We start from the raw sequence: 20,299 nt of genomic DNA, 5'->3' as shown, positions 1-20,299 counted from the left end.
TTTCGCATGGCGCGGATCATCTTTCATCTCGGACCGGGCAAATGCGGGTCCTCTGCTATTCAGACTTATCTGCGCCGAACCTCGGCGGCGGCGGATGCATGTCTGCATGCAATACTTCCCAGATCAAAGGACATTCAGGCGTTGGAAGCCGGGGATGGCGGGACCATTGAAGGATATGCAGCACGGATGGCACGGGCTGCCGCGCCCGGTTTGCCATTGATCATCAGCCACGAGGCGCTTTTCAAGAAAAAGGCGGCCCTGCTGGCCTTGGTGCGTGCCGCCCTGGATCAGGGGGCCGACGCCTCGGCCCTGGCCTATGTGCGCAGGCAGTCGGATTACCTGCGGTCGGTGTATGGCCAATGGCTGTTCCGTGAACCGAACCGGATTGCGGAGACAGCCACGATCTTGCGCGGCCATGACATTGACCCGATGCTTTTTACCGGCGTGGAAAGGCATCTGATGGCCATTGCGCTTGGCCATCACGATGTCGGGCGGGATGCCGGAGGGTTCACGCGCTTTGATTGGTCCGACAGCATGTCAGCGATGGCGCAAGAGCTGGGCGCGCTGGAGGTGCCGCTGACTGTCGCGGCCTTACCGTCCCGAGATGCCGAACGCCCGCTGCTGGTGGATTTCGCGACCCGGATCGGTCTTGCATCCGACGCCGCCCCCACAGACGACGCGGTGGTGAACGCCGCTTTCGATCCCGCCATTGTCGAGGCGGTGAGCAATGCGATTGAGCGCGGCTTCGACATGCCGGGCAGGCATGAGGCAAACAGGTTTCTGGCTGTCGGTGACGCAACCGTGCAGGCGATCCCGCTGCCGGACGCGGCATTCCTGACCTGGTTGGGAGATTGTATCGACACCCGGTTCGAGGCGCGCAATCTGGCTTTCGCAAAAGATTTCGGGATCGACCCGGCCTATTTCAAACCGCGCGGTATACGCAATCCCGAGGATCTGGCTGAAAGGATACGGCAGGAAACCGCGCTGCGGCGCGCTGTTCCCGCAGCCGAACGCCTAGCCCACATTCAGGGGCGCGCAGACGCGATGCAGCGCGCCTGGCAGCACTTTCAGGCAGGGCGGAAGGCCTAGGCCGAACAGCTTGCCCCGCCCAGAACACAGAATTTCGCGCAATGGGGATGGTTCAGCGCCACGTCACCTTCGGCCTCGGCCAGCGTCGTGCCCAGTTCGAACTCGGGGGAATAGGGCAGCAGGGTGCAGGCCAGCACCGCAGGCGCCTCGGCCCCCTTGCGCTTGACCACCATGCGGGAGGACGCGCACATGACCGCGTCAGGTGATTTGTCCAGAATACCCCAGCAGGCGGTTGTGATCTCGGGCACGTCGATCCTTTCGTCCATTTCAGGAAACAGCACCGTCATGCCGGGATTGTCCGCGTCGATGTCGAACCCGTGTTCAGCAAAGAATGCAGCATAGCCCGCGCGGCTTTCCGCCTCGTTGTCGGCAAAGACGGAGCGGCCCGCGATGGCCATGCGGACCCCGTTGTCACGCAGCCATTTCATGCCCGCAAGCGTCTTGTCAAAGGACCCTTCGCCGCGTTCGGCGTCATGCAGGGCCGGGCGGTGATGATCGACAGAAATGCGCAGCGTCAGCTTGCCGGGGTAGGCCGCATTCAGGCGTTTCAGCCCTTGTTGCATGGGTTTGCGCATCATCGGGCGCATGGCGTTCGTCAGGATCAGCACCTCGTATCCCCGCGCCAGCGATGCCTCGGTCATTTCGATCATCTGGGGGTTCATGAAGGGCTCGCCCCCGGTGAAGGCGATTTCGCGCACCGCCCATTTGCGCGCCTCAAGCTGGTCAAGATAGTCGCGCACCTCATCGGCGGTGATATAGACAAGCGCGTCATTGGTGGGCGACGAGGCGATATAGCAATTGGCGCATTCGATGTTGCACAGCGTCCCGGTATTAAACCAGAGCGTCTGCGGGTTGCTCAGCGCCACAGTCGCGCGCGGCTCGCCCTTGGCGGTGGTCGCCGGGTCGACGAACTTGCCGACATTCGCCTGCGATTTGGCGTTGGCCATATCTTTCATGATAGGTCCTTGTCTGATCGTTTCGGATGCTATTGTTTGTGCTAAGCGATCGGGCAGGGCGTGAAAAGACCTGACCGGGGGCGGTGCACGACCTTGTGAAGCCCGAATATACGAGTATGGTAGCGCTAACAGAAGCTCAAGAACCGCAGGGGCCAGCATGACCCAGACCAAATCCAGTATGACCCAGACCAAAGACCGGCTGCCACATATGGAAAGCCGTGTGATTCCGGTCGATCCATTCGATCTGGTGATTTTCGGGGGCACAGGCGATCTGGCCCGACGCAAGATCCTGCCGGGGCTTTTCCGCCGCTTCGTCGCCGGACAGATGCCACCGGAATCGCGTATCGTCGGGGCCGCCCGAACCGAACTGGACAGCGCCGGTTATCGCGAGATGGTGGCAGAGGCGATTGAGGAATTCAATGCCGGGTTCAGCCACACGCCCGAGGCGATGCAGGATTTCCTGTCGCGGATCGAATACACCGCCATCGACGCGCGCGGCGAGGCAGGCTGGGCCGAACTGCAAGAGATCATGAAGGGCAAGGGCCGGACCGAAGCCTATTACTTCTCCGTCTCGCCGACGCTGTTCGGCGATCTGGCCGAACGGTTGCAGCAATGGGGCATGGCCGACAAGGACGCGCGCATCGTGGTCGAAAAGCCCTTTGGCCGCGATCTGGAAAGCGCCCATGCGCTGAACGCGACCCTCGCCACCTATTTCAACGAGGATCAGATCTATCGGATCGACCATTACCTCGGCAAGGAGACCGTGCAGAACCTGATGGCGGTCCGCTTTGGCAACATGCTGTTCGAACCGCTGTGGAACGCGCAGTTCATCGACCATATCCAGATCACCGTGGCAGAAACCGTGGGGGTCGGGGGCAGGGGTGAATATTATGACAAGTCCGGTGCGATGCGCGACATGGTGCAGAACCACCTGATGCAGCTTTTGTGCCTGATCGCGATGGAGCCGCCCGCGCGGTTTGCGCCGGATGCGGTGCGCGACGAAAAGCTGAAAGTCATCCGCGCATTGGACCCGGTGTTGCCGCACCACATCGTGCGAGGGCAGTATCTGGCCGAGACCGGCAACGAGGAAAAGATGCCCGGCTACCGCGAGGCAGTCGATTCCCCCCGCTCGCGTACCGAAAGCTTTGTCGCGCTCAAAACCCATATCAGCAACTGGCGTTGGGCCGGCACGCCGTTCTATCTGCGCACCGGCAAACGGCTGTCGGCGCGCTCTTCCGAGATCACCGTGGTGTTCAAGGAAACCCCGCATTCGATCTTTGGCGAGGACGCGGGCCGCCACCGCAATGTGCTGTCGATCCGGCTGCAACCGAACGAGGGGATCACCCTTGGCGTGACGATCAAGGAACCGGGGCCGGGCGGCATGCGGCTGATCGACGTCCCCCTCGACATGAGCTTTGCCGAGGCTTTGGGCGAGGGTGCGGATCAGGTGGATGCCTATGAGCGGCTGATCATGGACGTGATGCGCGGCAACCAGACCCTGTTCATGCGCGGCGATGAGGTCGAGGCCGCCTGGGCCTGGACCGACCCGATCATTCAGGGCTGGGAGGCCCGCAATGACGTGCCCAAACCCTATGACAGCGGTTCTGCCGGGCCCGACTATGCAAACGAACTGATGCGGCGTGACGGCCGCGAATGGCGCGAGGTGACCCCATGAACCTGATCGAATATCCCGACCGGGAAATCCTGGCGATGAAGGTCGCGAACCGGCTGGCCGGAGAATTGAAGAAATGCCTTCTGGTGCATGAATTCGCCTCCTTTGCCGTGCCCGGCGGCACCACGCCCGGCCCGATCTTTGACATGCTCAGCGGCACCGACCTGGATTGGGGCCGGGTGCATGTGATGCTGACCGACGAACGCTGGGTGTCCGAGAAGGACGCGCGCTCCAACGGGGCCTTGGTCCGTTCGCGGCTGCTGACCGACCATGCGGCGGCGGCACGGTTTCTGCCCTTCTTTCAGCCCGGTATGGATGCCGAGGCCGGTGCCGCAGCAGTTGCACCGACGCTGGAGGGGCAATTGCCGCTTTCGCTGCTGGTGCTGGGGATGGGCGATGACATGCACACCGCCTCGCTGTTTCCGGGGGCCGAGGGGGTCGCGGCGGCGATGGCGTCAGGCGCGCCCAATCTTTGTGTCGTCCGGCCCGAAGGCCAGGATATCGCGCGCGTGACATTGCCCGCCCATGTGCTGCGTGGTGCCATGTCCACACATCTGGTGATCTTCGGTGACGCGAAACGCGCCGCCTTGGAACGCGCGGAGGAATTGCCACCCGAAGAGGCACCCGTCGCCGCCGTTCTGAACAACGCAGAGGTACATTGGGCCGCATGATGACACTCTGGAACAAACTGAAAAGCCGGGCCGAAGCCGTCGCGGACAGACCGCTGCTGGCCCTTTTCGAGGATACCGGCAGGGCGGCAGATTTCTCCGTCACGCTGGAGAATCTGCATTTCGACTACGCCAAGACCAACATCGACGCGGACAGCCGCGCCGACCTGATTGCCCTTGCGGAACAGGCCGGTGTGGCGGGCAAGCGCGACGCGATGTTCGCGGGCGAAAAGATCAACCAGACCGAGGGCCGCGCGGTGCTGCACTCCGCCCTGCGCAATCTCGATGGCGGGCCGGTCATGATGGACGGCACCGATGTAATGCCGGGGGTGCATGCCACGCTTGAGCGGATGCGCCGCTATGCCGACACGGTCCGCGACAGCGCCATCACCGATGTGGTCAACATCGGCATCGGCGGTTCCGATCTGGGCCCGGCCATGGCGGTGGCCGCACTTGCGCCTTATCACGACGGGCCGCGGTGCCATTTCGTCTCCAATGTCGATGGCGCACATATCGCCGACACGCTGCGCGGGCTGGATGCCAAAACCACGCTGGTGATTGTCGCCTCCAAGACCTTCACGACGATCGAGACCATGACCAACGCCCGCACCGCCAAGGCCTGGATGACGGACCACGGCGGTGATCCCGCGCGCCAGTTCGCGGCCCTCAGCACGGCAGAGGACAAAACGGCAGCCTTTGGCATCAAACCCGAACAGGTCTTTGGCTTTGAGGATTGGGTTGGCGGGCGCTATTCCATGTGGGGGCCGATTGGTCTCGCGCTGATGATCGCCATCGGGCCAAAGGGCTTCGATGCCTTTCTGCGGGGCGGGCAGGCGATGGATACGCACTTCCGCGTGGCAGAGCCGCTGGAAAACATGCCGATGATGCTGGCGCTTGCGGGCATCTGGCACAACCAGCTCTGCGGCTATGCAACCCGCGCCGTCCTGCCCTATGACCAGCGGCTGCGGATGTTGCCGGACTACCTCCAGCAGCTTGAGATGGAAAGCAACGGCAAGGCGGTGCAGATGGACGGCACCGATGCCGCGCATCACACCGGGCCCGTGGTCTGGGGCGCGGCGGGCACCAATGGCCAGCATGCGTTCTACCAACTGATCCATCAGGGCACGCGGGTGGTGCCTTGCGAATTCCTGGTTGCCGCCAACGGGCATGAACCCGAACTGGCGCACCATCACCAATTGCTGCTGGCCAATTGCCTCGCCCAGTCAGAGGCGTTGATGCGCGGCCGCTCGCTGTCCGAGGCGCGGCGCATGATGGAAGCAAAGGGATTGACCGGCAATGAACTGGAACGTCAGGCCCGCCACCGGGTCTTTCCGGGCAACCGGCCTTCCACCACGCTGGTCTATCCGCTGCTTGATCCCTTCACCCTGGGTCAGATCATCGCGCTTTACGAACACCGCGTCTTTGTCGAAGGGGTGATCCTGAACATCAATTCCTACGATCAATGGGGGGTGGAACTGGGCAAGGAACTGGCGACCTCCCTGCAACCCATTGTCGAAGGCAGCGCAAGCGCGGAAGGCAAGGACGGCTCCACCGCCGCACTGGTGGGTTACATCCTGAAACACCGGGCCTGACCCCGTTTTCTTTTTGGCCCTAAATATTCCCGGGGTTTGGGGCAGAGCCCCAACAAAATATGGATCGAATGCGGCGCAGCCGCACCGGTGGGTCACATGAGGTCCGGCGCGCGGCCCATCCGGTTTGCCAGCCGCCCCACGGTCAGCCCCTGCACGATGATGGAAAAGACGACCACGACATAGGTGCAGGTCAGGATCAGCGATTTCCACTCGCCCTCCGGCAGCGACAGTGCCAGCGCAACAGAGATGCCGCCCTTCAACCCGCCCCAGGTCATGATCGGCGTCACACCGGCGCTGAAACTGCGGAACGGGCGCAGCATCGCGATGGGCACCGCCACGGCAGCCAGCCGCGCCAACAGCGCGATAAAAATCGTGATCACGCCGGTCACCAGCACATCCGTGTTCAGGGCGATGGCAAAGACTTCAAACCCGATCATCAGGAACAGCACCGCGTTCAGGATCTCGTCGATCAGCTTCCAGAAGGCTTCGACATATTTGCGGGTCTCTTCCGACATGCCGCGTGCGGTGCCCACATCGCCGATCAGCAGGCCTGCGCAGACCGCCATGATCGGGGCCGAGACATGCAGCCAGACCGCCAGTTCATAACCGCCAAAGGCGAGCCCGAGGGTCAGCAGCACCTCCAGCGAATAATCGTCAATCCGGCGCATCACCCGGAAAGTGAGCCAGCCCAGCACCAGCCCAAGGATCGCGCCGCCAAAGGCTTCCTGCGCGAAAAGCAGGGCCGCATCGCCCAGCGGGCTGCCGCCCGCGCCGTGATGCGCACCGGGAAAGGCGAGGCCCACCAACACCAGGAACACCACATATCCGACACCGTCGTTGAACAGGCTTTCGCCCGCGATCTTGGTCTCCAGTGCCTTGGGCAGATCGGCCTCGCGCAGCACACCCAGCACCGCCACCGGATCGGTGGGTGAGATCAGCGCGCCGAAGACCAGCGCCACCAGCAGCGGCATGCCGGTCAGCCAGGAAAAGGCAAAGCCCACCACCAGCGTCGACAGCGCGATGCCCAGTGTCGCCATCAGAAACACGCTCAGCCATTCACTGCGCAGATCGCTGAGCTTGACATGCAGCGCCCCCGCAAACAGCAGCAGGCCCAGCATCCCCTCCAGCAGCGCCTCGGAAAAGTCGATGCCGGTGACCAGTTGGCGCACCGTGTCGGCAATGCCAAGGGCGGGCAGGGCGAGGTCCAGCATCAGCAGCCCGAAAGAGGCCAGCAGCGACACCACCAGAATGCCGATGGCCGAGGGCAGCTTCAGAAACAGGTAGTTGATTGCGCCAAAGGCCCCGGCGAGCACGATCAGCAGGGAGGTGATTTGCAGAAAGTTCATGTCTTGAGGTCGTAGGTCACCCACATCGTCCTTGTGGCCAGACGATCATAGACATTGCGCCCGCGGTAATTGTCATCCGCCGTGATCCAGCGCACCGTGGCCCAGCCGCGCGCGCGGGCATGTTCCGCCACCGCGTCGATCAGGGCCTGCGCCGCACCTGAACCGCGCGCGGCCGGATCGACAAAGAGATCGTCGAGGAAACAATTGGTGGCCGCCCGCAACGGGCTGGCGAAGGGGCGGAAATGCGTCAGCCCGATCAGGCGGCCCTCTGCGGTTTCGGCGACAAACCCGTTGCATTCTTGGGTCTCGTCCATCAGCCAGCCGAACACGGTATCGCGCATTTCCGGGGTCTGCTCGACTTTGTAGAATTCGGCGTATCCCTGGTAGAGGCGGTCCCAGTCTTCCCGGTCGTTGGAAGTTGTGGGGCGAATGATCAGCGTCATCGGGATCTCCTCCGTCTCAGGGCGATTGCGGGCAGGCGGGCAGGCCGTATAGCTGACCTTTAGGCACCTTACGGCAGGCTTGCAAGTGCGGGGTCGCTGATCCACTCTGGCGCAAAGAACGGATGAGGAGGATCCCGATGCTAGGCCAGATGATGTCGCAACCGCTGTTGATTTCCAGCCTGATTGAACACGCTGAAAAGTACCATTCCGGGGGTCAGATCTTTTCGGTCAACACCGGTGGCGGGGTCGAGGATACAACATGGGGGCAGGTCGCGGCCAATGCCCGGCGGCTCGCCTCGGCGCTGACGGGGCTGGGGCTGGACCCGCAGGCGCGCTGCGGCACCATTGCCTGGAACAACCGGCGGCACCTGGAAATCTATTTCGGCGTCTCGGGCGGCGGCTTTGTCTGCCACACGATCAACCCGCGCCTGTTCCCGGAACAACTGGTCTATATCCTGAACCATGCCGAGGATAAGGTGCTGTTCATCGACGCCACCTTTGTCCCGCTGGTCGCCGCGATCCGCGACAAGCTGGAGCATCTGGAACACATCATCCTGATGGAGCCCACGGTGGGCGATGCCGCTGACAAACTGCCCGGCATCATCGCCTATGACGATCTGCTGGCCCAGGGCGATGCGGGCTACGCTTGGCCGGACATGGATGAATATACGGCCTCAAGCCTTTGTTATACATCGGGAACCACGGGAAACCCCAAGGGCGTGCTCTACAGCCACCGCTCCACCGTGCTGCATTCCTTCGGCATCAACCTGGCCGACAGTGTCGCGATATCCGCCGCCGAGGTTGTGCTGCCCGTGGTGCCGATGTTCCACGTCAACGCCTGGGGCGCGCCCTATGCCTGCGCCATGGTCGGCGCGCGCATGGTGATGCCGGGGCCGGGGCTGGACGGCCCGTCGCTGGTCAGTCTGATCGACACCTACCGCGTTTCGCTGGCACTGGGGGTCCCGACGATCTGGCTGGGCCTGCTGGGCGAGGCCAAGAAAAGCGGCAGCAAGCTGGCAAGTCTCAAGCGCACGGTGGTGGGCGGCTCGGCCTGTCCGCCCTCGATGATCAAGAGTTTCCGCGAGGAATTCGGGGTCGATACGATCCACGCCTGGGGCATGACCGAAATGTCGCCCGTTGGCACCGTCAACCGCCCGCTGGCCAAACATGCCGACCTGCCGGAGGCGGAACAGCACCATCTGCGCGAGAACCAGGGGCGCCCGGTCTACGGGGTGGAACTGGAAATCCTGGACGACGATGGCAAGCCGCTGCCCCATGACGGCAAGGCGCAGGGCGATCTGGTGACGCGCGGGCACTGGATTCTGGATGCCTATTTCAGGAAAACCACCGAAGAGACCCTGACCAACGGCTGGTTCGACACCGGCGATGTCGCCACCATGGACCCGGATGGCTATGTCACCATCAAGGACCGCTCAAAGGACATCATCAAGTCGGGCGGCGAATGGATCAGTTCCGTCGAATTGGAGAATATCGCCATCTCGCACCCGGCGCTGGCCGATGCGGCGGTGATCGGCGCGCGGCACGAAAAATGGGATGAACGGCCCGTTCTGGTCGCGGTGAAGGTCGAAGGGCAGGACCCGTCCGAGCAAGACGTGTTGAGCGTGTTCGAAGGCAAGATCGCGAAATGGCAAGTGCCGGACAAGGTGGTCTTTACCGATGTGTTGCCGCGCAATGCGACGGGCAAGGTGCTCAAACGGAACCTGCGCGAAGAGTTTGGCGAGGTCTTGATTGGGTAGGGGCTCAGGCCCCTTTCCACCGCTCCAGCCGCGGAATGCCTCGGGTAAACAGCCATGCCATGATTTTCGGCATGCCTGAGCGCATCAGCGCCTCGACGCAGTGTTGCTGAAATTCGGTTACCGTTGCATTCGGGTGGCGAAACGCGCCATCGGCGTAGCAGATCGAACAATAGCTGGTGCTGAGGCTGCCGTCCGCCTCGGTCCCGCCGCCCTGGGGGTCCTTGTTCAGCGGCATGCCGCAGCTTTGGCAGGATGTGGCCATGTGGTGTCCTCCAATGGGGTCAGGCACTCTGGGGCATCGCAGTTGATTGCCGATTGCCCTGCGGTTCGAAGTAAACTATAAACAATGGACCATTGTCAACGGTTTTGAGGGCATCATGCGCATCGGTGAACTGGCAAGGCGGGCAGAGGTCAGCCGCGATACGATCCGCTTCTATGAACGCCACGGGCTGATCCGCTCTGACATCGACCCGGAAGCCTCCAACAGCTATCGCATCTATCCCGAAGATACGCTCCTGACCCTCGACGTGATCCGCGACGCTCAGGCGGCAGGTTTAAGTATTGCCGATATCACCTTGTTCATAGGCCAGTATATGGCACAGGACAGCGAAGCGGAGGACATGCAGCGCTTTCTGGATGACAAGATCGCGGAGGTCGCAGCCCGCCTTGCGGCAAGCCAGCGTTTCCTGACCCTGCTGGAACAGACAAAACAAGCGCTTGCGCGCGCGCCGCAGGATGGATTGGATGAAATGGAGCGTGGAGCGGGTAACGAGAATCGAACTCGTAACTAAAGCTTGGGAAGCACAGGGAGAAGTGACGTAAGGCATTGTAATTTAATCCTTCCTTCGTTCTCTCTGGGGCGAATTCTGGGGCTTGGCAATTTTCGGGCCAGTTCCCAGCACACTGAAATCGTCCAGAGCGTTGCGCATATCGCTGGTCAGGACGTGCGCATATCGCATGGTTGTGGCGATGTCTTTGTGCCCCAGCATCTTTGATACCAAGCTGATGTTCTGCGTTCGGCGCAGCATGCGAGTGGCAAAGGTGTGACGCAGATCGTGAAACCGGAAATTGTCTATCCCGGCATCCCTCAAGGCTTTTCGAAACGCCGTTCCGAACACACCGCCGCCAGCTACGATAGGGATGCGTTCGAGGCTGTGGCCGTCAATGCGCGTGAACACCAGCTTGCGATGCACCAGGACATTTGAGCGGGGCAATGCCGACAGCAGCGCCGCCAGCTCATCATTGATCGGGAAAATCATCATGTCGTCGCCCTTGAGCCGGAACGTCAGTTCGCGGTTGGCCATGTCAACGTCGCGCCACAACAGGCCCGTGATCGTGCTGATCCGCGCGCCGGTCATCAGCGCAAAGGCGACGAAGGCGTGATACTCCTGCGGAAGGGCGGCAAACAATGCCTGCTGTTCTTCGGTGGACATCTCCCGGACCCGCTCACGGGGTTCTTTCGTTTCGGCGGATTTGTAGTCCAGATCGGGCAGGGGTGCCTTGTAGACCTTTCCCATGTGGCGGATAGCGCGCCCTAGCATTTGCAGGTGACGGTTGACCGTGCTGTTGGCGCAGGTGGCGCGATGCTTGGAGACATAACGCATCAGATCGGCGTCGGTCAGGGCAGACAGCCTCTTACTTCCATCCATGAAGGACAGCAGGACGCGCGCCTGGCTGTTTGTGGTGGCCTCTGATGCTGTTCCCATGATCCTGTCCTTGATGTACGTCCCAAGAGCCTCTGATAGAGTGCAATCCGACCCGCGCGCGGCATTCTGCTTTGCGTTTGCGCGAATGTTGGCTTCTACCTCTTTCGCCTCTTCGTAATCTTCCGTCCCGGTAGAGCCTCGAAAGCGACGACCCCTGACGACGATGTCGTATTGATAGACGCGGGTTTTCGCTGTTCTGAATGGCATCTGGTTTGCGCCTCAACATATTCCTGCAGGTCGTCGTAGCGGTAGCGGATGGCCCCGCGCGTGACCTCGACCCACTTTAGCCCGCGCGCTCGACAGTCTTGCAAGGACTTTTGGCAAACCCCCAGGAATATGGCTGCGTCAGATGGCTTTAACAGCCGATTTGGCAGCGCACTTTCCGTTTCATTGAGCCGGCTCATCTGTTCGCCTCGGCGGTGAAATGACCGGTCCCGCGATCGACGCAGGCCTGGAAGTCCATCCCATGCGCCTCGCAGTAATGCATGGCGTGGGCCAGAAGATCCGAAACGGCTGTCTCCGGGCCGTCGGCGGCTGGATCAGGATCCATGCCGGTCAGAGCGTGAAGCAGGTCCAATTGCAGCGAAAACTCGGCCACACGGTCTTCGTTGGTCCGTTCAGCATTCGGCTGGGCTTTCGCCTTTTGCGCCAACTGGATCAAGGCGAGCCCGAAGGCCTCTGCGGACACCGATGACAGAACCACCAGATTGGACTCCACACTGACGTGAATAGCGTTCCAACTGTGATAAGCTGTCAACGCGGTGCCGTCTCCGCTGTCACAGTAAACCTCGGTTTTGGGGTGGGTCATGCCTCTTTCCCTCCAGCCGAAACTGCCCGAAACGGCCAATCCTCGCCTCGCGCGACCGCCCGCTCCTTGAGCGTTCCCGCCTGCTTCCGCGTCCCGATCCAGGCGGATGCGGTGCCGGTCGTTAATCCAGCCCCGGACAGGTGCAAATATCGCCCGGTTTCAGGATCCCGGAACCGGACATCCAGACTGTTGTTCCGGAAGTCGGTTTTCACCCTTGTGTTTCCGGTTACGATCTGGCTCATGCTGACTGCTCCTGTTTGAGGGCGTATCCACCCCACTGATCGGCGGCGGCATTCATCATGCCTGGAAAGCTGCGGCTACGAAGGCGGGTGCGCTCCGGACCGGGAGGCATTCGATGGATTCGATTCCAAGTCTTCCACTCATCAGAGCCCCGTTCCGGCTCCTGCAATAGATCGGTGGAGGCCAGCTTGGGCAGCCCGCGTAGATACCAGCCGGTCGCTTTGTAGGCTGGCTCACCGAACCAGAACGGCTGTACGATATCTGGCGCAGGCAGATCGGACGGCATCCGATCGCGGGCGAGGTCGTTCATTTCAGGATTCTCGATGGCCACGCGATCAATCGGTGCGCTCCAACATGAGGTGAAGATCGAGACACCTTCCTCAAATTCTGATCGCAAATCCGCCAGAGTCTTGCCGCGCGGCAGTTGTTTCGGCTCGGTCCACTTGCCGGGGCCACTCATCCATCGGCGGCCTGATCTGCATAGCCGGGTGCAAGGCGGATGCATGACACAGAGCAAATCCCAGCCCTCATCCAGAATACCATCTCGAATATCGCATCTGATGTGACGATTACTGCCATCTTCTGCGGCCTCGATATCGCAAGACCAAACATCGTGACCCCGCGCCGCGAATGCCCGTCGTGCTATACCACTGGTTTCGCAGCCGATCAGAACGCGGAGAGGGGAGATCATGGGCGCTCCTCCAGGAACCGGATCAGCGCCCCATGCAACTGGTTCACAGCAGCATCTGGATTGTCGTCGCTATCCGTTGCCTCGATAAGTAGTCGAAGGCCGTCCGCCGCGATGGTCAACGTGTCACCGGAGCCGACGTTGGAGTGGGTCTTTATTGCACCCTCGCGGGCTTCCTCGACCAAATCACTGACAGCCCCGGAAAACTGCGCGGCAGCAGAAAGAAGTTGGCTCACCACTCCGCTCACACCCCTTCCTCCCGGCCCTGCGCCTCAGCCGCTTCACGCGCCGCCGCCTCTGCGGCTGCCATCTCTTCGGGTGTGGGCTTGGCGTCGGCGAAGGGGTCGTTGTCGTCCTGATCTGAGCCTGATGTATCGACCACATCGCAAAGCCGTGTCAGTTCCGCCATGATCGGCCGGGCCAGGTCTCGGACCCCCCTTCCATCGCCATTCCACCATTCCAGGAATTTTGCCTTGCCTTGTTTCGCGGCAGTGGTTGCATCATCCTGCGCGGCCTTAATTTCAGCCTCGCTGGCTTTCGGCGGCTCTGACTGCAACTGGAGCGGCTTGACCGTGTACGGTTTCCGTTGAGCGCGGCTGGCGGTCAATGCCATCACAACCTCACGGTTGTTCTTCATGTCCGTCATATGGCTGATGCGAATACCGCCGACCGCGATTCCGCCGAATTTGACCTCGGGGTCGCGATACAAGGTCATGGATCGGCCCACGTATTTGCTGGCGTCAGCGCCCCAGATGTTGACCATGACCCTGCGCATCGACTTGCAGGGCTTGAACGGCTTTCCTTGGTCACCCTCGAAGCTGACGGCCACAGGTTGTTCCGCGCTGTCAGGTGACGCGGACACTCTGGTGATTTTGATCGTGCGCGTACCCCCAATCAGGTCGTCGGCATTCATCTGGTCGCTTTTCGGAGCGATGAATTGGCTCATGTCGGTCATGGTCTGTTTCCTTCACTTTGGCGGCGGGAAATTTCCCTTTCCGCATTCCATTTCAGATCGGCTTCCATCGTCGGTTGCCTCAACATCCAGCCGAGAAACCCGGCTTCGACCTCGGACCAAGGCTGGCCACGAAATTTGCCAATCGGGCATGTGGGCAGAAGGCGGGGTTCCTTCGTCCAGGCGATCATTTCGCGCCCGGTGTGGCCCGCGTTGAACAAGGCCAGTAGGATATGCGCGGTGACATAGGCGTCCGGCCCGGCGCGGTGGACAGGTTGTGTCATGGAGTGGTCTAAGGCGATCAATCCTTGATCTTCCAACCAATACCGCAGCGCGCCGTTGCTGTGACTGGGGGCGTGTGGCCATGCCCGGAGTGCAGCCTTGTAGGTGCAGATCACCGGGATGCTGGGAGCAAAGAACTTTGTCTCAAACTCAGCATTGTGCGCGGCCAGAGCAACAGGTTCGCTCTCATCCATGAGCGCGTCAGCCTGTGCTTGACTGAACTCCCGTAACCCATGACATTCCGCCAGCGAGATATGATGTACAGCCCGGACCTCGGGGGGCATTTCCGACACGCCGCAGAGCCATGATTTCCATGACGCCACGGTCATTGCCTCAAGGTCCAGGTCGCACAATCCTACTTCGCAGACCTGTGCTGGCGGCTCTGTACCTGTCGTCTCGAAATCCAAGACCCTGATAATGCTCATACCATCATTTCCTCTTCGATGCGGCGCACGGTCGGGAATGCGCGGGTTTCGGGCGCGGCGAGCCCCTTGCGATAGGCGGTCATGCGTTCCTGAATTTTCATTTCGAATTCGGTGGCGGCGTCGATGATTGCTGCCTGGATATCCGGATCGGGGTGGACGCGGATAACAACCATCGGCAGTCCGCCGCTGTAGCTGATGAAGTCGATCCAATCCAACTCGGCGACCAACATCCCGGTTTGGCATTGCGCCATGAATTCAGCCGGGATTGTCGTGCTCTTGTCGTCATGGACATGCTCAGCGATTGTCTGAACCTGGTACTTCTGGATACGGGATTTGCACTCGATACCGCCGTTCTCCCCGACTAAGCCATCAGGGGAGTATCCAAGCGTGAAGCCCCACTTGCTGTTGGTGATGAAGCCCATTTCACGAACCGGAGCGATCTTTTCTTCGTACTTGATCCGCGCCTCAATTTCGTCCTCGTGACCGCGCAGCATTGCGTCACCGATATATGTTGGTTCGATAAATTGGCTGATCCGTTGCGCGGCCAGCTCATAGACATGGGCTCGCACCTTGTCGTTGTTTGCGGCCTTGAATGTTGGCGTAACAACCAGCTTCATTTCGCTGGCGGTCAGAACCCCAAGGCGCAACTTGAACCATTCGTCACTGCCCTGGACGAGGTTGCGGTAATAGGTGACGTTTCCGATCGTTTCACCAACACCGTGATCGGCTGGAATAGGATCTTCGAAATCACCATTGATGAAGGGTTCGGCTATGAAGTCGTTCATGCTTTCACCTCGATGTGCGGGATTTTCCCATCGAGCAGGGCGACAGCGATATCGGCTGCCAAGGAGAGATCCTCGTCTCCGTAGGGGGCGGTCATGGGCACCAGCGCATCCCGGATCGCTGTCTTGACCCGGTTGGCGTGTTCGGCGTCAGCGCGCCGCCTGTCTGCGGCTTCCTGCTCCGCTTTCTGGGCGGCGGCGATCCGGTCACGCTCCCGCTGGGCGGCCGCTTCCTCGCGGGCTTTGGCTTCGGCCAAGTCGCGCTTGTGCTGCTCTTCCCGTTCTTTGGCCTCCCGGGCGGCGCGGGCTTCTGCCTCCTTCGCCGCCCTCTCGGCTGCCTCAACCTTGTCGCGTTCGATCTGGGCCTGACGCTCGGCTTCGCGAGCTTCAGCCGCTTGGCGCTCCTCGTTGGCGCGGCGCTCAGCCTCTGCGGCGAGACGTTTCTGTTCAGCCGCACGTTCCGCCTCGGCCTGACGCTCGACCTCCGCGGCGTTGCGACGGGCGCGCTCTTCGGCCTCGGCGCGCAGGCGGGCCAATTCGGCGGCGTCGGCTTCGCGCTTCTCGGCGGAGATCAGCAGGTTGCGGAAATGGCTCAGCGTGGATTCCCGCTTGGTCTGTGCAATCTCATGGTATTCCGCCCAAACATCGGCCCCGGTGGGCGTGGCCTCAATATCGGCGATGACATGCCGGATATGGTCGGGGCCGCTCTCCGCATCCGCGCGCCCCGTGTCGAAGTTGCTCAACATGCCCTTGATGCCTGCGATCCGCGCCTCCTCGGCGGCCTCCCAATCGTCCAGCGGTTTGCGCACTTCCGCCTTGAGAGCATCCAGCCGGTCGCGGATCTTGCGCCGCTCCGCATCGACAACCGCGATCTGCTTGCGCGCCTCGTCGGTCAGGCACTTCCCGGCCCCATCCAAGGCGGTCTTACTGCGGGCGACTGTGTGGGCCAGCGATGCAATCGCCTTGCGACCCTTGGCGGTTGTCAGGTCGGGCGCATGGCTGCGCACCTCGGCCTCGATCCGCGTGATCATGTCGTCAACCTGCTCGGGCTGCGCGAACATGTCGGTGAGGGCGGTTCCAGTCGGGAGGGCCAGCACGTTACCACTGTCCGTTGGCGTCAGATCATTCATCAGTGCATTCCTTCAATATAGGTCACGTTGAAATGGGCGAGGTTGGCGATCCCCTTGGCGGTGATCGACGCGCCGATGATGGCGGCGAAGAAAACCGCGAGCGCCATGATCGCCATCATCGCGAACCGGGTGCGGGATGCCTCTGGTGGGCGGGGTGGGTATCTCCAGGTGTTCATGTCTCGTCTCCCATGCATCGCGGCTTGCTCGGAACATGCCGATAATGGTGAAAGCTGGACGGGTGATAATCGACAGGCTGATACCGGTCGGCGCTACGGGGATCAGCCAGACCGCAATCGACGGCTGCCGCATGGGCTTCACGCTCAGCTTTGTCGATATCCATGCCCAACCATGTCAGATCGGCCCCATTCTTCTGGATGGCGCGCTGAGTCATCTGCAAGTATTCAGCACCGCTCAGTTTAACGACACGCTTGCGCATGGAGATCAGGCTGCGGATATAGCCCTGCAGGCGGGTAAGGTCTTCGATGCGCTGATCCTTCACGTTCATGTCTCCTGATCAAACTGGACCCGACGCCGCAGATCATCGTCTGCGCGCATCTCGCGCCGCATCTGATCCTCAAACAGCAAGTCGGATATTTCTTGGTAATGGGGACGCCGGGGTTCGGGGTGGGAAAGGCGAGGCCCGTCCCCGGCGCCAGCCGCGCGGCATTGCGCGGTGTCTTGTTCTTGGCGGTGCAGGATGTGGTCGAACCATTCCGCGCCGAGCAGGGAGGTGAGGTGGGTCATGCCGCATCCTCGGCATAATAGTCCGCAGACATCCGCCAAGCCTCAGCCAGCGCCTCCGCCCATTTGGTCACATCGTCGCAGGCAAGGGATGCGTCCTCCCATTCGGACTTGTGCGTGCGCTGGCAGAACGGACCCGCTTGCAGGATCGCGTGGATCAGGCAGCCAAGATCGCTGTCGCCTTCATTCGCGGACAGCGCCTTGAGCAGAATGGTTGTGGCGCTGGCGTTGTTGCCGCCGGATGCTGCAAGGGCAGCGTCCATGATGGGGTTCTGGCGGATGGGGTTGAAAGCGTTCATCTGAGTCTCTCCGTTGCCGTGTGGCTATGGGGGGAATATGCATTAATGCACTACATCAGTCAATGCACAAATGCAGATAATATGCATTTCGCGTGTGCGATAGCAGAAATGCATGCTACAACACCCCTGCCGACGCGGTGTCGGCGCAAACGGCAGAAAGGTCTCACACGAATGAATCATTGCCTTGAGGTCAACGACGATCCAGCCTTGTGGGCGATTGTCAGGGGTGGAATCGAAGTGAACAGAGACGACGACTATCTGCGTGAACTTTTGAATGAGTTCGAAGCCAGCAATACCTGGATACATCACAGCAGCGGTGCCGGGTTGTCGCTTTCCAAACATGAAGCGTTCCGGCGACAGTACCACATCCTTTTGCTCGTGGACGCTGGGCTGATGACCTCGATAAATGGCAACGGATCGCCATACCGCTTGACGAGCCAAGGACATGACTTCCTGGCGATCACCCGGCAAAGTGAGGCATGGGAAGCCGCCAAGTCCGCCACGCGGCACATGGGCGGGGCAAGCATCCAGATGCTGTACCGGGTCGCCGAGGGTTACGCGCGCGAAAAGCTGGCGCAGATGGGCGTGCCGCTTGGGATGTAACGCAGCCGAAGGGGTGTCGGCGCAAAGAAAAACCCGCCAGTGGCGGGTTGGGGGCGGAGTAGTGGTTGGGATTGAGCATTATTTTTCTTGGGACGCTGCGGCCCACTTCAGCTTCACGGTTGCTTCGCTCCAACCCAAATCACACGCCCGAGAATTTCTATCTCATCGAGGGCATGCTCCTCAGGTGGGTGAAGTTGTGTGTTGTCTGAAATAAGTATGATTGTCTGTTTACCTGGGCCCCACTGTAGTCTCTTCACCTTCAGAAGTCCGTCATGGCGCAGGACGAACATCCCGTCATAGGCGATGTTTTTCTTGGTCGTGTCGACCATCACTATGTCGTCGTGGTGCAGTGTGGGGACCATCGACCCGCCGGTTACACTGATGATTGCAAGGTTCACCGGGTTGGTTGAGGTGATGTGGCGCAGGTAGTCTGGCGGAAAGGAGAGCTTACTCGCGATTGCCTCATACTCATCGACCAGTGCGCCATCGCCTGCTGCGGCTTGAACGTCGTAAACATTGACCATTTGTCGGCTTCCGATGGCTGGCGTGTCAGCATCAACAGTCTCAACATCGGGTATGGGGTCGCCAGATGCAAATGGTGCCCAAGGCACGCCTGTTACGCGCTCAACTGCCTCAAGCGTGCTTTGTTTCACTTGGAATTTATAATCGCGACTGTTGACTGGTCGGGTCAACGTTGTGCTCGACAGATCAGCGTCGACAGCAATCGCCGACAACTTGCGCCCAGTCGTGCGCTCTACGTGCTTTAGGTATTCTACGGCCCACTTGCTCATGTCCGCTACGTTATCAATGCATATATGCATAGTCATGCTGCATTCCTGCATTGACATGCGATCTGCAGAAATGCATAACAGATGCATAAAAGCAGAAGGCGTGCAGATTTATGCTTCATCCTGATGATATCCCGAAAATGGAAGAGGCGCTGGCTGAGCGCGGTATTCCTGTTGCGGAGCTTTGCCGACAGGCTGGTATTGCCGAGACAACCTGGGGGCGCTGGAAGCGCGACAAATTCAAGCCGTCTTTTCGGGCGTGGAGCGGAGCAACTTCCGCCTATCAATCTCTGATTGATGGTTCGACCACCAGCGCCGCCTGATGCGCCCTCCCTCTCATATCCCTGATTCTCATTCATGCGCTGAACCTGCGCTGCATTCGGAGGGCCGCCAATGAGTAAATCCCCCCTTGTTCCGCATGATCTTGCGGCATCTCGCATCGAGGACGCGCTCAGGTTACGGGTTGGTCGCGGTCGCAAGCACAGCTTTCCGGCGCTGTCTGATGCCACGGGTATCCCGACGCGCACGCTGGAAAGCTATGTGCAGGGAGCGACACCGGGGCTGTCCGCTCTGTTGTCCCTCTGCGCGGTTCTTGGGCCATCATTTGCCAGCGACGTTCTCAGTGTCTGCGGCCTATCAGCTTCCGAGGCAACCACGGACCAGCCCGAACACATGCGGGTTCTCGGGGCCATGGGTGCTCTCATCCATAGTGTCTCGGAGGCGGTTGCTGACGGTCATGTCGATCATCGCGAGGCCGCGCGGTTGCGTCCGATGGCTGCCGAACTGATCGAGATACTGGCACCGATCGCTGCCACCGGCGGCGTGAAGGTTGTGTCAGGCGGTGCGGCGTGACCGGGCTGGGCGGCAAGCCCCGTGAGGTCGACGATCTACGCGCCAAGCTAGAGATCGCAATCAAGGAGCGCGACGAGGCTAAAGCCACTTTGGCCGATCTACGCCCGCTGCGCTGTTCCTTCTGCGCAAAGGCTCAGCATGACGTCAAGAAGCTGATTGCGGGACCAACGGTGTTCATCTGCGACGAATGCGTGGATCTCTGCGCCGATATCGTCGCCGCGACGGGCGGTGCGGCATGAGCAGCGCCCCCCAAACACGCGCCGACGACGAGCGGTACTTGCGCATCCTGGACATGCGAGACGGCGACGGGTTGAGCGGCGCGGTCATCGGGAGCCGCCCTGGGATGGGCCGCGGGTCGGTGTCTCGCATCATCAACAGCATCTATCGTGCGGAACTGCCCTGTCGGTGCATGAAGCCTGAGAACAAGGACGGCGGCCTGCCACGAGGGTGGTGGCGATGATCCGGCGCACGGGAAGGCGA

At 61.0% G+C, this 20,299-nt stretch carries 26 protein-coding genes and 1 pseudogene; 10 read left to right on the top strand and 17 right to left on the bottom strand.

The features are described from left to right. The first annotated feature begins 6 nt into the window (after positions 1-6). Positions 7-1,089 carry a hypothetical protein gene (locus A8B82_RS18975; RefSeq protein WP_067296018.1) on the top strand — a complete coding sequence of 361 codons (1,083 nt, stop codon included), beginning with the start codon at positions 7-9 and terminating at the stop codon, positions 1,087-1,089. Here A8B82_RS18975 and A8B82_RS18970 read toward each other — a convergent pair. After that, the gene (locus tag A8B82_RS18970) at positions 1,086-2,045 is read right to left on the bottom strand and encodes a radical SAM protein (RefSeq protein WP_067296016.1); all 960 of its coding nucleotides are present in this window, start codon (positions 2,043-2,045) and stop codon (positions 1,086-1,088) included. The two genes, A8B82_RS18975 and A8B82_RS18970, sit on opposite strands and share 4 nt — an antisense overlap. A gap of 208 nt (positions 2,046-2,253) precedes the next feature. On the opposite strand from A8B82_RS18970, the gene zwf reads away from it, so the two are divergent. The 3 genes from zwf to pgi are packed head-to-tail and all read left to right on the top strand — an operon-like array spanning position 2,254 to position 5,977. After that, positions 2,254-3,720 (top strand): glucose-6-phosphate dehydrogenase, encoded by a 1,467-nt coding sequence (zwf, locus tag A8B82_RS18965; protein WP_067296123.1) that lies wholly within the window; start codon positions 2,254-2,256, stop codon positions 3,718-3,720. Beyond that, a complete protein-coding gene (gene pgl / locus A8B82_RS18960; protein ID WP_067296013.1) occupies positions 3,717-4,388 on the top strand; it encodes a 6-phosphogluconolactonase in 672 nt (223 codons plus the stop codon). The genes zwf and pgl overlap by 4 nt, the downstream gene beginning before the upstream one ends. Beyond that, positions 4,388-5,977 carry a glucose-6-phosphate isomerase gene (gene pgi / locus A8B82_RS18955; protein ID WP_067296011.1) on the top strand — a complete coding sequence of 530 codons (1,590 nt, stop codon included), beginning with the start codon at positions 4,388-4,390 and terminating at the stop codon, positions 5,975-5,977. Before pgl ends, pgi begins: the two co-directional genes overlap by 1 nt. A 92-nt stretch (positions 5,978-6,069) precedes the next feature. Here the strand turns inward: pgi and A8B82_RS18950 are convergent, their stop codons facing one another. Continuing rightward, positions 6,070-7,323, bottom strand: coding sequence for a cation:proton antiporter (locus A8B82_RS18950; RefSeq protein WP_067296008.1), 1,254 nt, complete (start codon positions 7,321-7,323; stop codon positions 6,070-6,072). Continuing rightward, complete coding sequence (locus tag A8B82_RS18945; RefSeq protein ID WP_067296005.1) at positions 7,320-7,766, bottom strand: GNAT family N-acetyltransferase; 447 nt, start codon at positions 7,764-7,766, stop codon at positions 7,320-7,322. Before A8B82_RS18945 ends, A8B82_RS18950 begins: the two co-directional genes overlap by 4 nt. A 137-nt stretch (positions 7,767-7,903) precedes the next feature. On the opposite strand from A8B82_RS18945, the gene A8B82_RS18940 reads away from it, so the two are divergent. Next, entirely contained in the window at positions 7,904-9,523 is a 1,620-nt protein-coding gene (locus A8B82_RS18940; protein WP_067296004.1) for a long-chain-fatty-acid--CoA ligase, read from the top strand. Between the two features lie 4 nt (positions 9,524-9,527). On the opposite strand, the gene A8B82_RS18935 is transcribed toward A8B82_RS18940, so the two are convergent. Then, positions 9,528-9,785 carry a zinc ribbon domain-containing protein gene (locus A8B82_RS18935; RefSeq protein ID WP_067296001.1) on the bottom strand — a complete coding sequence of 86 codons (258 nt, stop codon included), beginning with the start codon at positions 9,783-9,785 and terminating at the stop codon, positions 9,528-9,530. A 115-nt stretch (positions 9,786-9,900) separates the two neighbouring features. Here A8B82_RS18935 and A8B82_RS18930 point away from each other — a divergent pair, with 115 nt between their 5' ends. Further along, on the top strand, positions 9,901-10,314 hold the full coding sequence (locus tag A8B82_RS18930; RefSeq protein WP_067296121.1) for a MerR family transcriptional regulator: 414 nt from the start codon (positions 9,901-9,903) through the stop codon (positions 10,312-10,314). Positions 10,315-10,356: 42 nt separating this feature from the next. Here A8B82_RS18930 and A8B82_RS18925 read toward each other — a convergent pair whose 3' ends face one another. The 12 genes from A8B82_RS18925 to A8B82_RS18870 form a co-directional block, all read right to left on the bottom strand. After that, on the bottom strand, positions 10,357-11,436 hold the full coding sequence (locus A8B82_RS18925) for a tyrosine-type recombinase/integrase (protein ID WP_067295998.1): 1,080 nt from the start codon (positions 11,434-11,436) through the stop codon (positions 10,357-10,359). 193 nt (positions 11,437-11,629) lie between these two features. Next, on the bottom strand, positions 11,630-12,037 hold the full coding sequence (locus A8B82_RS18920) for a hypothetical protein (RefSeq protein WP_067295995.1): 408 nt from the start codon (positions 12,035-12,037) through the stop codon (positions 11,630-11,632). Positions 12,038-12,275: 238 nt separating this feature from the next. After that, complete coding sequence (locus A8B82_RS18910) at positions 12,276-12,968, bottom strand: hypothetical protein (protein ID WP_067295990.1); 693 nt, start codon at positions 12,966-12,968, stop codon at positions 12,276-12,278. Beyond that, positions 12,965-13,201 (bottom strand): hypothetical protein, encoded by a 237-nt coding sequence (locus tag A8B82_RS18905; protein ID WP_138069810.1) that lies wholly within the window; start codon positions 13,199-13,201, stop codon positions 12,965-12,967. The genes A8B82_RS18910 and A8B82_RS18905 overlap by 4 nt, the downstream gene beginning before the upstream one ends. Before the next feature lie 8 nt (positions 13,202-13,209). Next, entirely contained in the window at positions 13,210-13,920 is a 711-nt protein-coding gene (locus tag A8B82_RS18900) for a hypothetical protein (RefSeq protein WP_067295984.1), read from the bottom strand. Further along, entirely contained in the window at positions 13,917-14,528 is a 612-nt protein-coding gene (locus A8B82_RS18895; RefSeq protein WP_138069809.1) for a 3'-5' exonuclease, read from the bottom strand. Before A8B82_RS18895 ends, A8B82_RS18900 begins: the two co-directional genes overlap by 4 nt. Before the next feature lie 92 nt (positions 14,529-14,620). Continuing rightward, positions 14,621-15,409 (bottom strand): lambda exonuclease family protein, encoded by a 789-nt coding sequence (locus A8B82_RS18890; RefSeq protein WP_082899378.1) that lies wholly within the window; start codon positions 15,407-15,409, stop codon positions 14,621-14,623. After that, positions 15,406-16,536 (bottom strand): hypothetical protein, encoded by a 1,131-nt coding sequence (locus tag A8B82_RS18885; protein WP_067295979.1) that lies wholly within the window; start codon positions 16,534-16,536, stop codon positions 15,406-15,408. The genes A8B82_RS18890 and A8B82_RS18885 overlap by 4 nt, the downstream gene beginning before the upstream one ends. Next, positions 16,536-16,712 carry a hypothetical protein gene (locus A8B82_RS24250; RefSeq protein ID WP_161489479.1) on the bottom strand — a complete coding sequence of 59 codons (177 nt, stop codon included), beginning with the start codon at positions 16,710-16,712 and terminating at the stop codon, positions 16,536-16,538. Before A8B82_RS24250 ends, A8B82_RS18885 begins: the two co-directional genes overlap by 1 nt. After that, positions 16,709-17,041 (bottom strand): hypothetical protein, encoded by a 333-nt coding sequence (locus tag A8B82_RS18880; protein ID WP_067295977.1) that lies wholly within the window; start codon positions 17,039-17,041, stop codon positions 16,709-16,711. The genes A8B82_RS24250 and A8B82_RS18880 overlap by 4 nt, the downstream gene beginning before the upstream one ends. Continuing rightward, on the bottom strand, positions 17,038-17,280 hold the full coding sequence (locus A8B82_RS18875) for a hypothetical protein (protein ID WP_067295974.1): 243 nt from the start codon (positions 17,278-17,280) through the stop codon (positions 17,038-17,040). Before A8B82_RS18875 ends, A8B82_RS18880 begins: the two co-directional genes overlap by 4 nt. Then, positions 17,277-17,576: a hypothetical protein gene (locus A8B82_RS18870; protein WP_067295971.1), complete on the bottom strand. Its 300-nt coding sequence runs from the start codon at positions 17,574-17,576 to the stop codon at positions 17,277-17,279. Before A8B82_RS18870 ends, A8B82_RS18875 begins: the two co-directional genes overlap by 4 nt. A gap of 171 nt (positions 17,577-17,747) precedes the next feature. Here A8B82_RS18870 and A8B82_RS18865 point away from each other — a divergent pair, with 171 nt between their 5' ends. After that, positions 17,748-18,179: a DUF2513 domain-containing protein gene (locus A8B82_RS18865; protein WP_067295969.1), complete on the top strand. Its 432-nt coding sequence runs from the start codon at positions 17,748-17,750 to the stop codon at positions 18,177-18,179. 113 nt (positions 18,180-18,292) lie between these two features. Here A8B82_RS18865 and A8B82_RS18860 read toward each other — a convergent pair whose 3' ends face one another. Beyond that, the gene (locus A8B82_RS18860; protein WP_067295966.1) at positions 18,293-19,006 is read right to left on the bottom strand and encodes a S24 family peptidase; all 714 of its coding nucleotides are present in this window, start codon (positions 19,004-19,006) and stop codon (positions 18,293-18,295) included. Positions 19,007-19,080: 74 nt separating this feature from the next. On the opposite strand from A8B82_RS18860, the gene A8B82_RS18855 reads away from it, so the two are divergent. From A8B82_RS18855 to A8B82_RS18850, 3 genes and pseudogenes are all read left to right on the top strand, one after another. Continuing rightward, positions 19,081-19,290, top strand: coding sequence for a helix-turn-helix domain-containing protein (locus A8B82_RS18855; protein ID WP_067295964.1), 210 nt, complete (start codon positions 19,081-19,083; stop codon positions 19,288-19,290). Positions 19,291-19,360: 70 nt separating this feature from the next. After that, positions 19,361-19,819 carry a hypothetical protein gene (locus A8B82_RS24025; RefSeq protein ID WP_138069808.1) on the top strand — a complete coding sequence of 153 codons (459 nt, stop codon included), beginning with the start codon at positions 19,361-19,363 and terminating at the stop codon, positions 19,817-19,819. Positions 19,820-19,908: 89 nt separating this feature from the next. Then, positions 19,909-20,034, top strand: a pseudogene (locus tag A8B82_RS18850) (ClpX C4-type zinc finger protein); the annotation flags it as partial. Positions 20,035-20,299 lie beyond the last annotated feature (265 nt).

The sequence above is a fragment of the Sulfitobacter sp. EhC04 genome (genome assembly GCF_001650875.1).
In the GTDB taxonomy this organism is placed as follows: Bacteria; Pseudomonadota; Alphaproteobacteria; order Rhodobacterales; family Rhodobacteraceae; genus Sulfitobacter.
Note: the sequence above shows the minus strand (reverse complement) of the source record. Positions and strands in the feature narration are given on the sequence as shown.

Coding starts and splice junctions, on each gene's coding strand:
- zwf (WP_067296123.1), top strand. CDS start 2,254: ATGGAAAGCCGTGTGATTCCGGTCGATCCATTCGATCTGGTGATTTTC.
- A8B82_RS18920 (WP_067295995.1), bottom strand. CDS start 12,037: ATGACCCACCCCAAAACCGAGGTTTACTGTGACAGCGGAGACGGCACC.
- A8B82_RS18865 (WP_067295969.1), top strand. CDS start 17,748: ATGAATCATTGCCTTGAGGTCAACGACGATCCAGCCTTGTGGGCGATT.
- A8B82_RS18975 (WP_067296018.1), top strand. CDS start 7: ATGGCGCGGATCATCTTTCATCTCGGACCGGGCAAATGCGGGTCCTCT.
- A8B82_RS18870 (WP_067295971.1), bottom strand. CDS start 17,576: ATGAACGCTTTCAACCCCATCCGCCAGAACCCCATCATGGACGCTGCC.
- A8B82_RS18880 (WP_067295977.1), bottom strand. CDS start 17,041: ATGAACGTGAAGGATCAGCGCATCGAAGACCTTACCCGCCTGCAGGGC.
- A8B82_RS18860 (WP_067295966.1), bottom strand. CDS start 19,006: ATGACTATGCATATATGCATTGATAACGTAGCGGACATGAGCAAGTGG.
- A8B82_RS18875 (WP_067295974.1), bottom strand. CDS start 17,280: ATGACCCACCTCACCTCCCTGCTCGGCGCGGAATGGTTCGACCACATC.
- A8B82_RS18910 (WP_067295990.1), bottom strand. CDS start 12,968: ATGATCTCCCCTCTCCGCGTTCTGATCGGCTGCGAAACCAGTGGTATA.
- pgl (WP_067296013.1), top strand. CDS start 3,717: ATGAACCTGATCGAATATCCCGACCGGGAAATCCTGGCGATGAAGGTC.
- A8B82_RS18900 (WP_067295984.1), bottom strand. CDS start 13,920: ATGACCGACATGAGCCAATTCATCGCTCCGAAAAGCGACCAGATGAAT.
- A8B82_RS24250 (WP_161489479.1), bottom strand. CDS start 16,712: ATGAACACCTGGAGATACCCACCCCGCCCACCAGAGGCATCCCGCACC.
- A8B82_RS24025 (WP_138069808.1), top strand. CDS start 19,361: ATGAGTAAATCCCCCCTTGTTCCGCATGATCTTGCGGCATCTCGCATC.
- pgi (WP_067296011.1), top strand. CDS start 4,388: ATGACACTCTGGAACAAACTGAAAAGCCGGGCCGAAGCCGTCGCGGAC.
- A8B82_RS18895 (WP_138069809.1), bottom strand. CDS start 14,528: ATGACCGTGGCGTCATGGAAATCATGGCTCTGCGGCGTGTCGGAAATG.
- A8B82_RS18935 (WP_067296001.1), bottom strand. CDS start 9,785: ATGGCCACATCCTGCCAAAGCTGCGGCATGCCGCTGAACAAGGACCCC.
- A8B82_RS18855 (WP_067295964.1), top strand. CDS start 19,081: ATGCTTCATCCTGATGATATCCCGAAAATGGAAGAGGCGCTGGCTGAG.
- A8B82_RS18950 (WP_067296008.1), bottom strand. CDS start 7,323: ATGAACTTTCTGCAAATCACCTCCCTGCTGATCGTGCTCGCCGGGGCC.
- A8B82_RS18940 (WP_067296004.1), top strand. CDS start 7,904: ATGCTAGGCCAGATGATGTCGCAACCGCTGTTGATTTCCAGCCTGATT.
- A8B82_RS18925 (WP_067295998.1), bottom strand. CDS start 11,436: ATGCCATTCAGAACAGCGAAAACCCGCGTCTATCAATACGACATCGTC.
- A8B82_RS18885 (WP_067295979.1), bottom strand. CDS start 16,536: ATGAATGATCTGACGCCAACGGACAGTGGTAACGTGCTGGCCCTCCCG.
- A8B82_RS18930 (WP_067296121.1), top strand. CDS start 9,901: ATGCGCATCGGTGAACTGGCAAGGCGGGCAGAGGTCAGCCGCGATACG.
- A8B82_RS18890 (WP_082899378.1), bottom strand. CDS start 15,409: ATGAACGACTTCATAGCCGAACCCTTCATCAATGGTGATTTCGAAGAT.
- A8B82_RS18945 (WP_067296005.1), bottom strand. CDS start 7,766: ATGACGCTGATCATTCGCCCCACAACTTCCAACGACCGGGAAGACTGG.
- A8B82_RS18970 (WP_067296016.1), bottom strand. CDS start 2,045: ATGAAAGATATGGCCAACGCCAAATCGCAGGCGAATGTCGGCAAGTTC.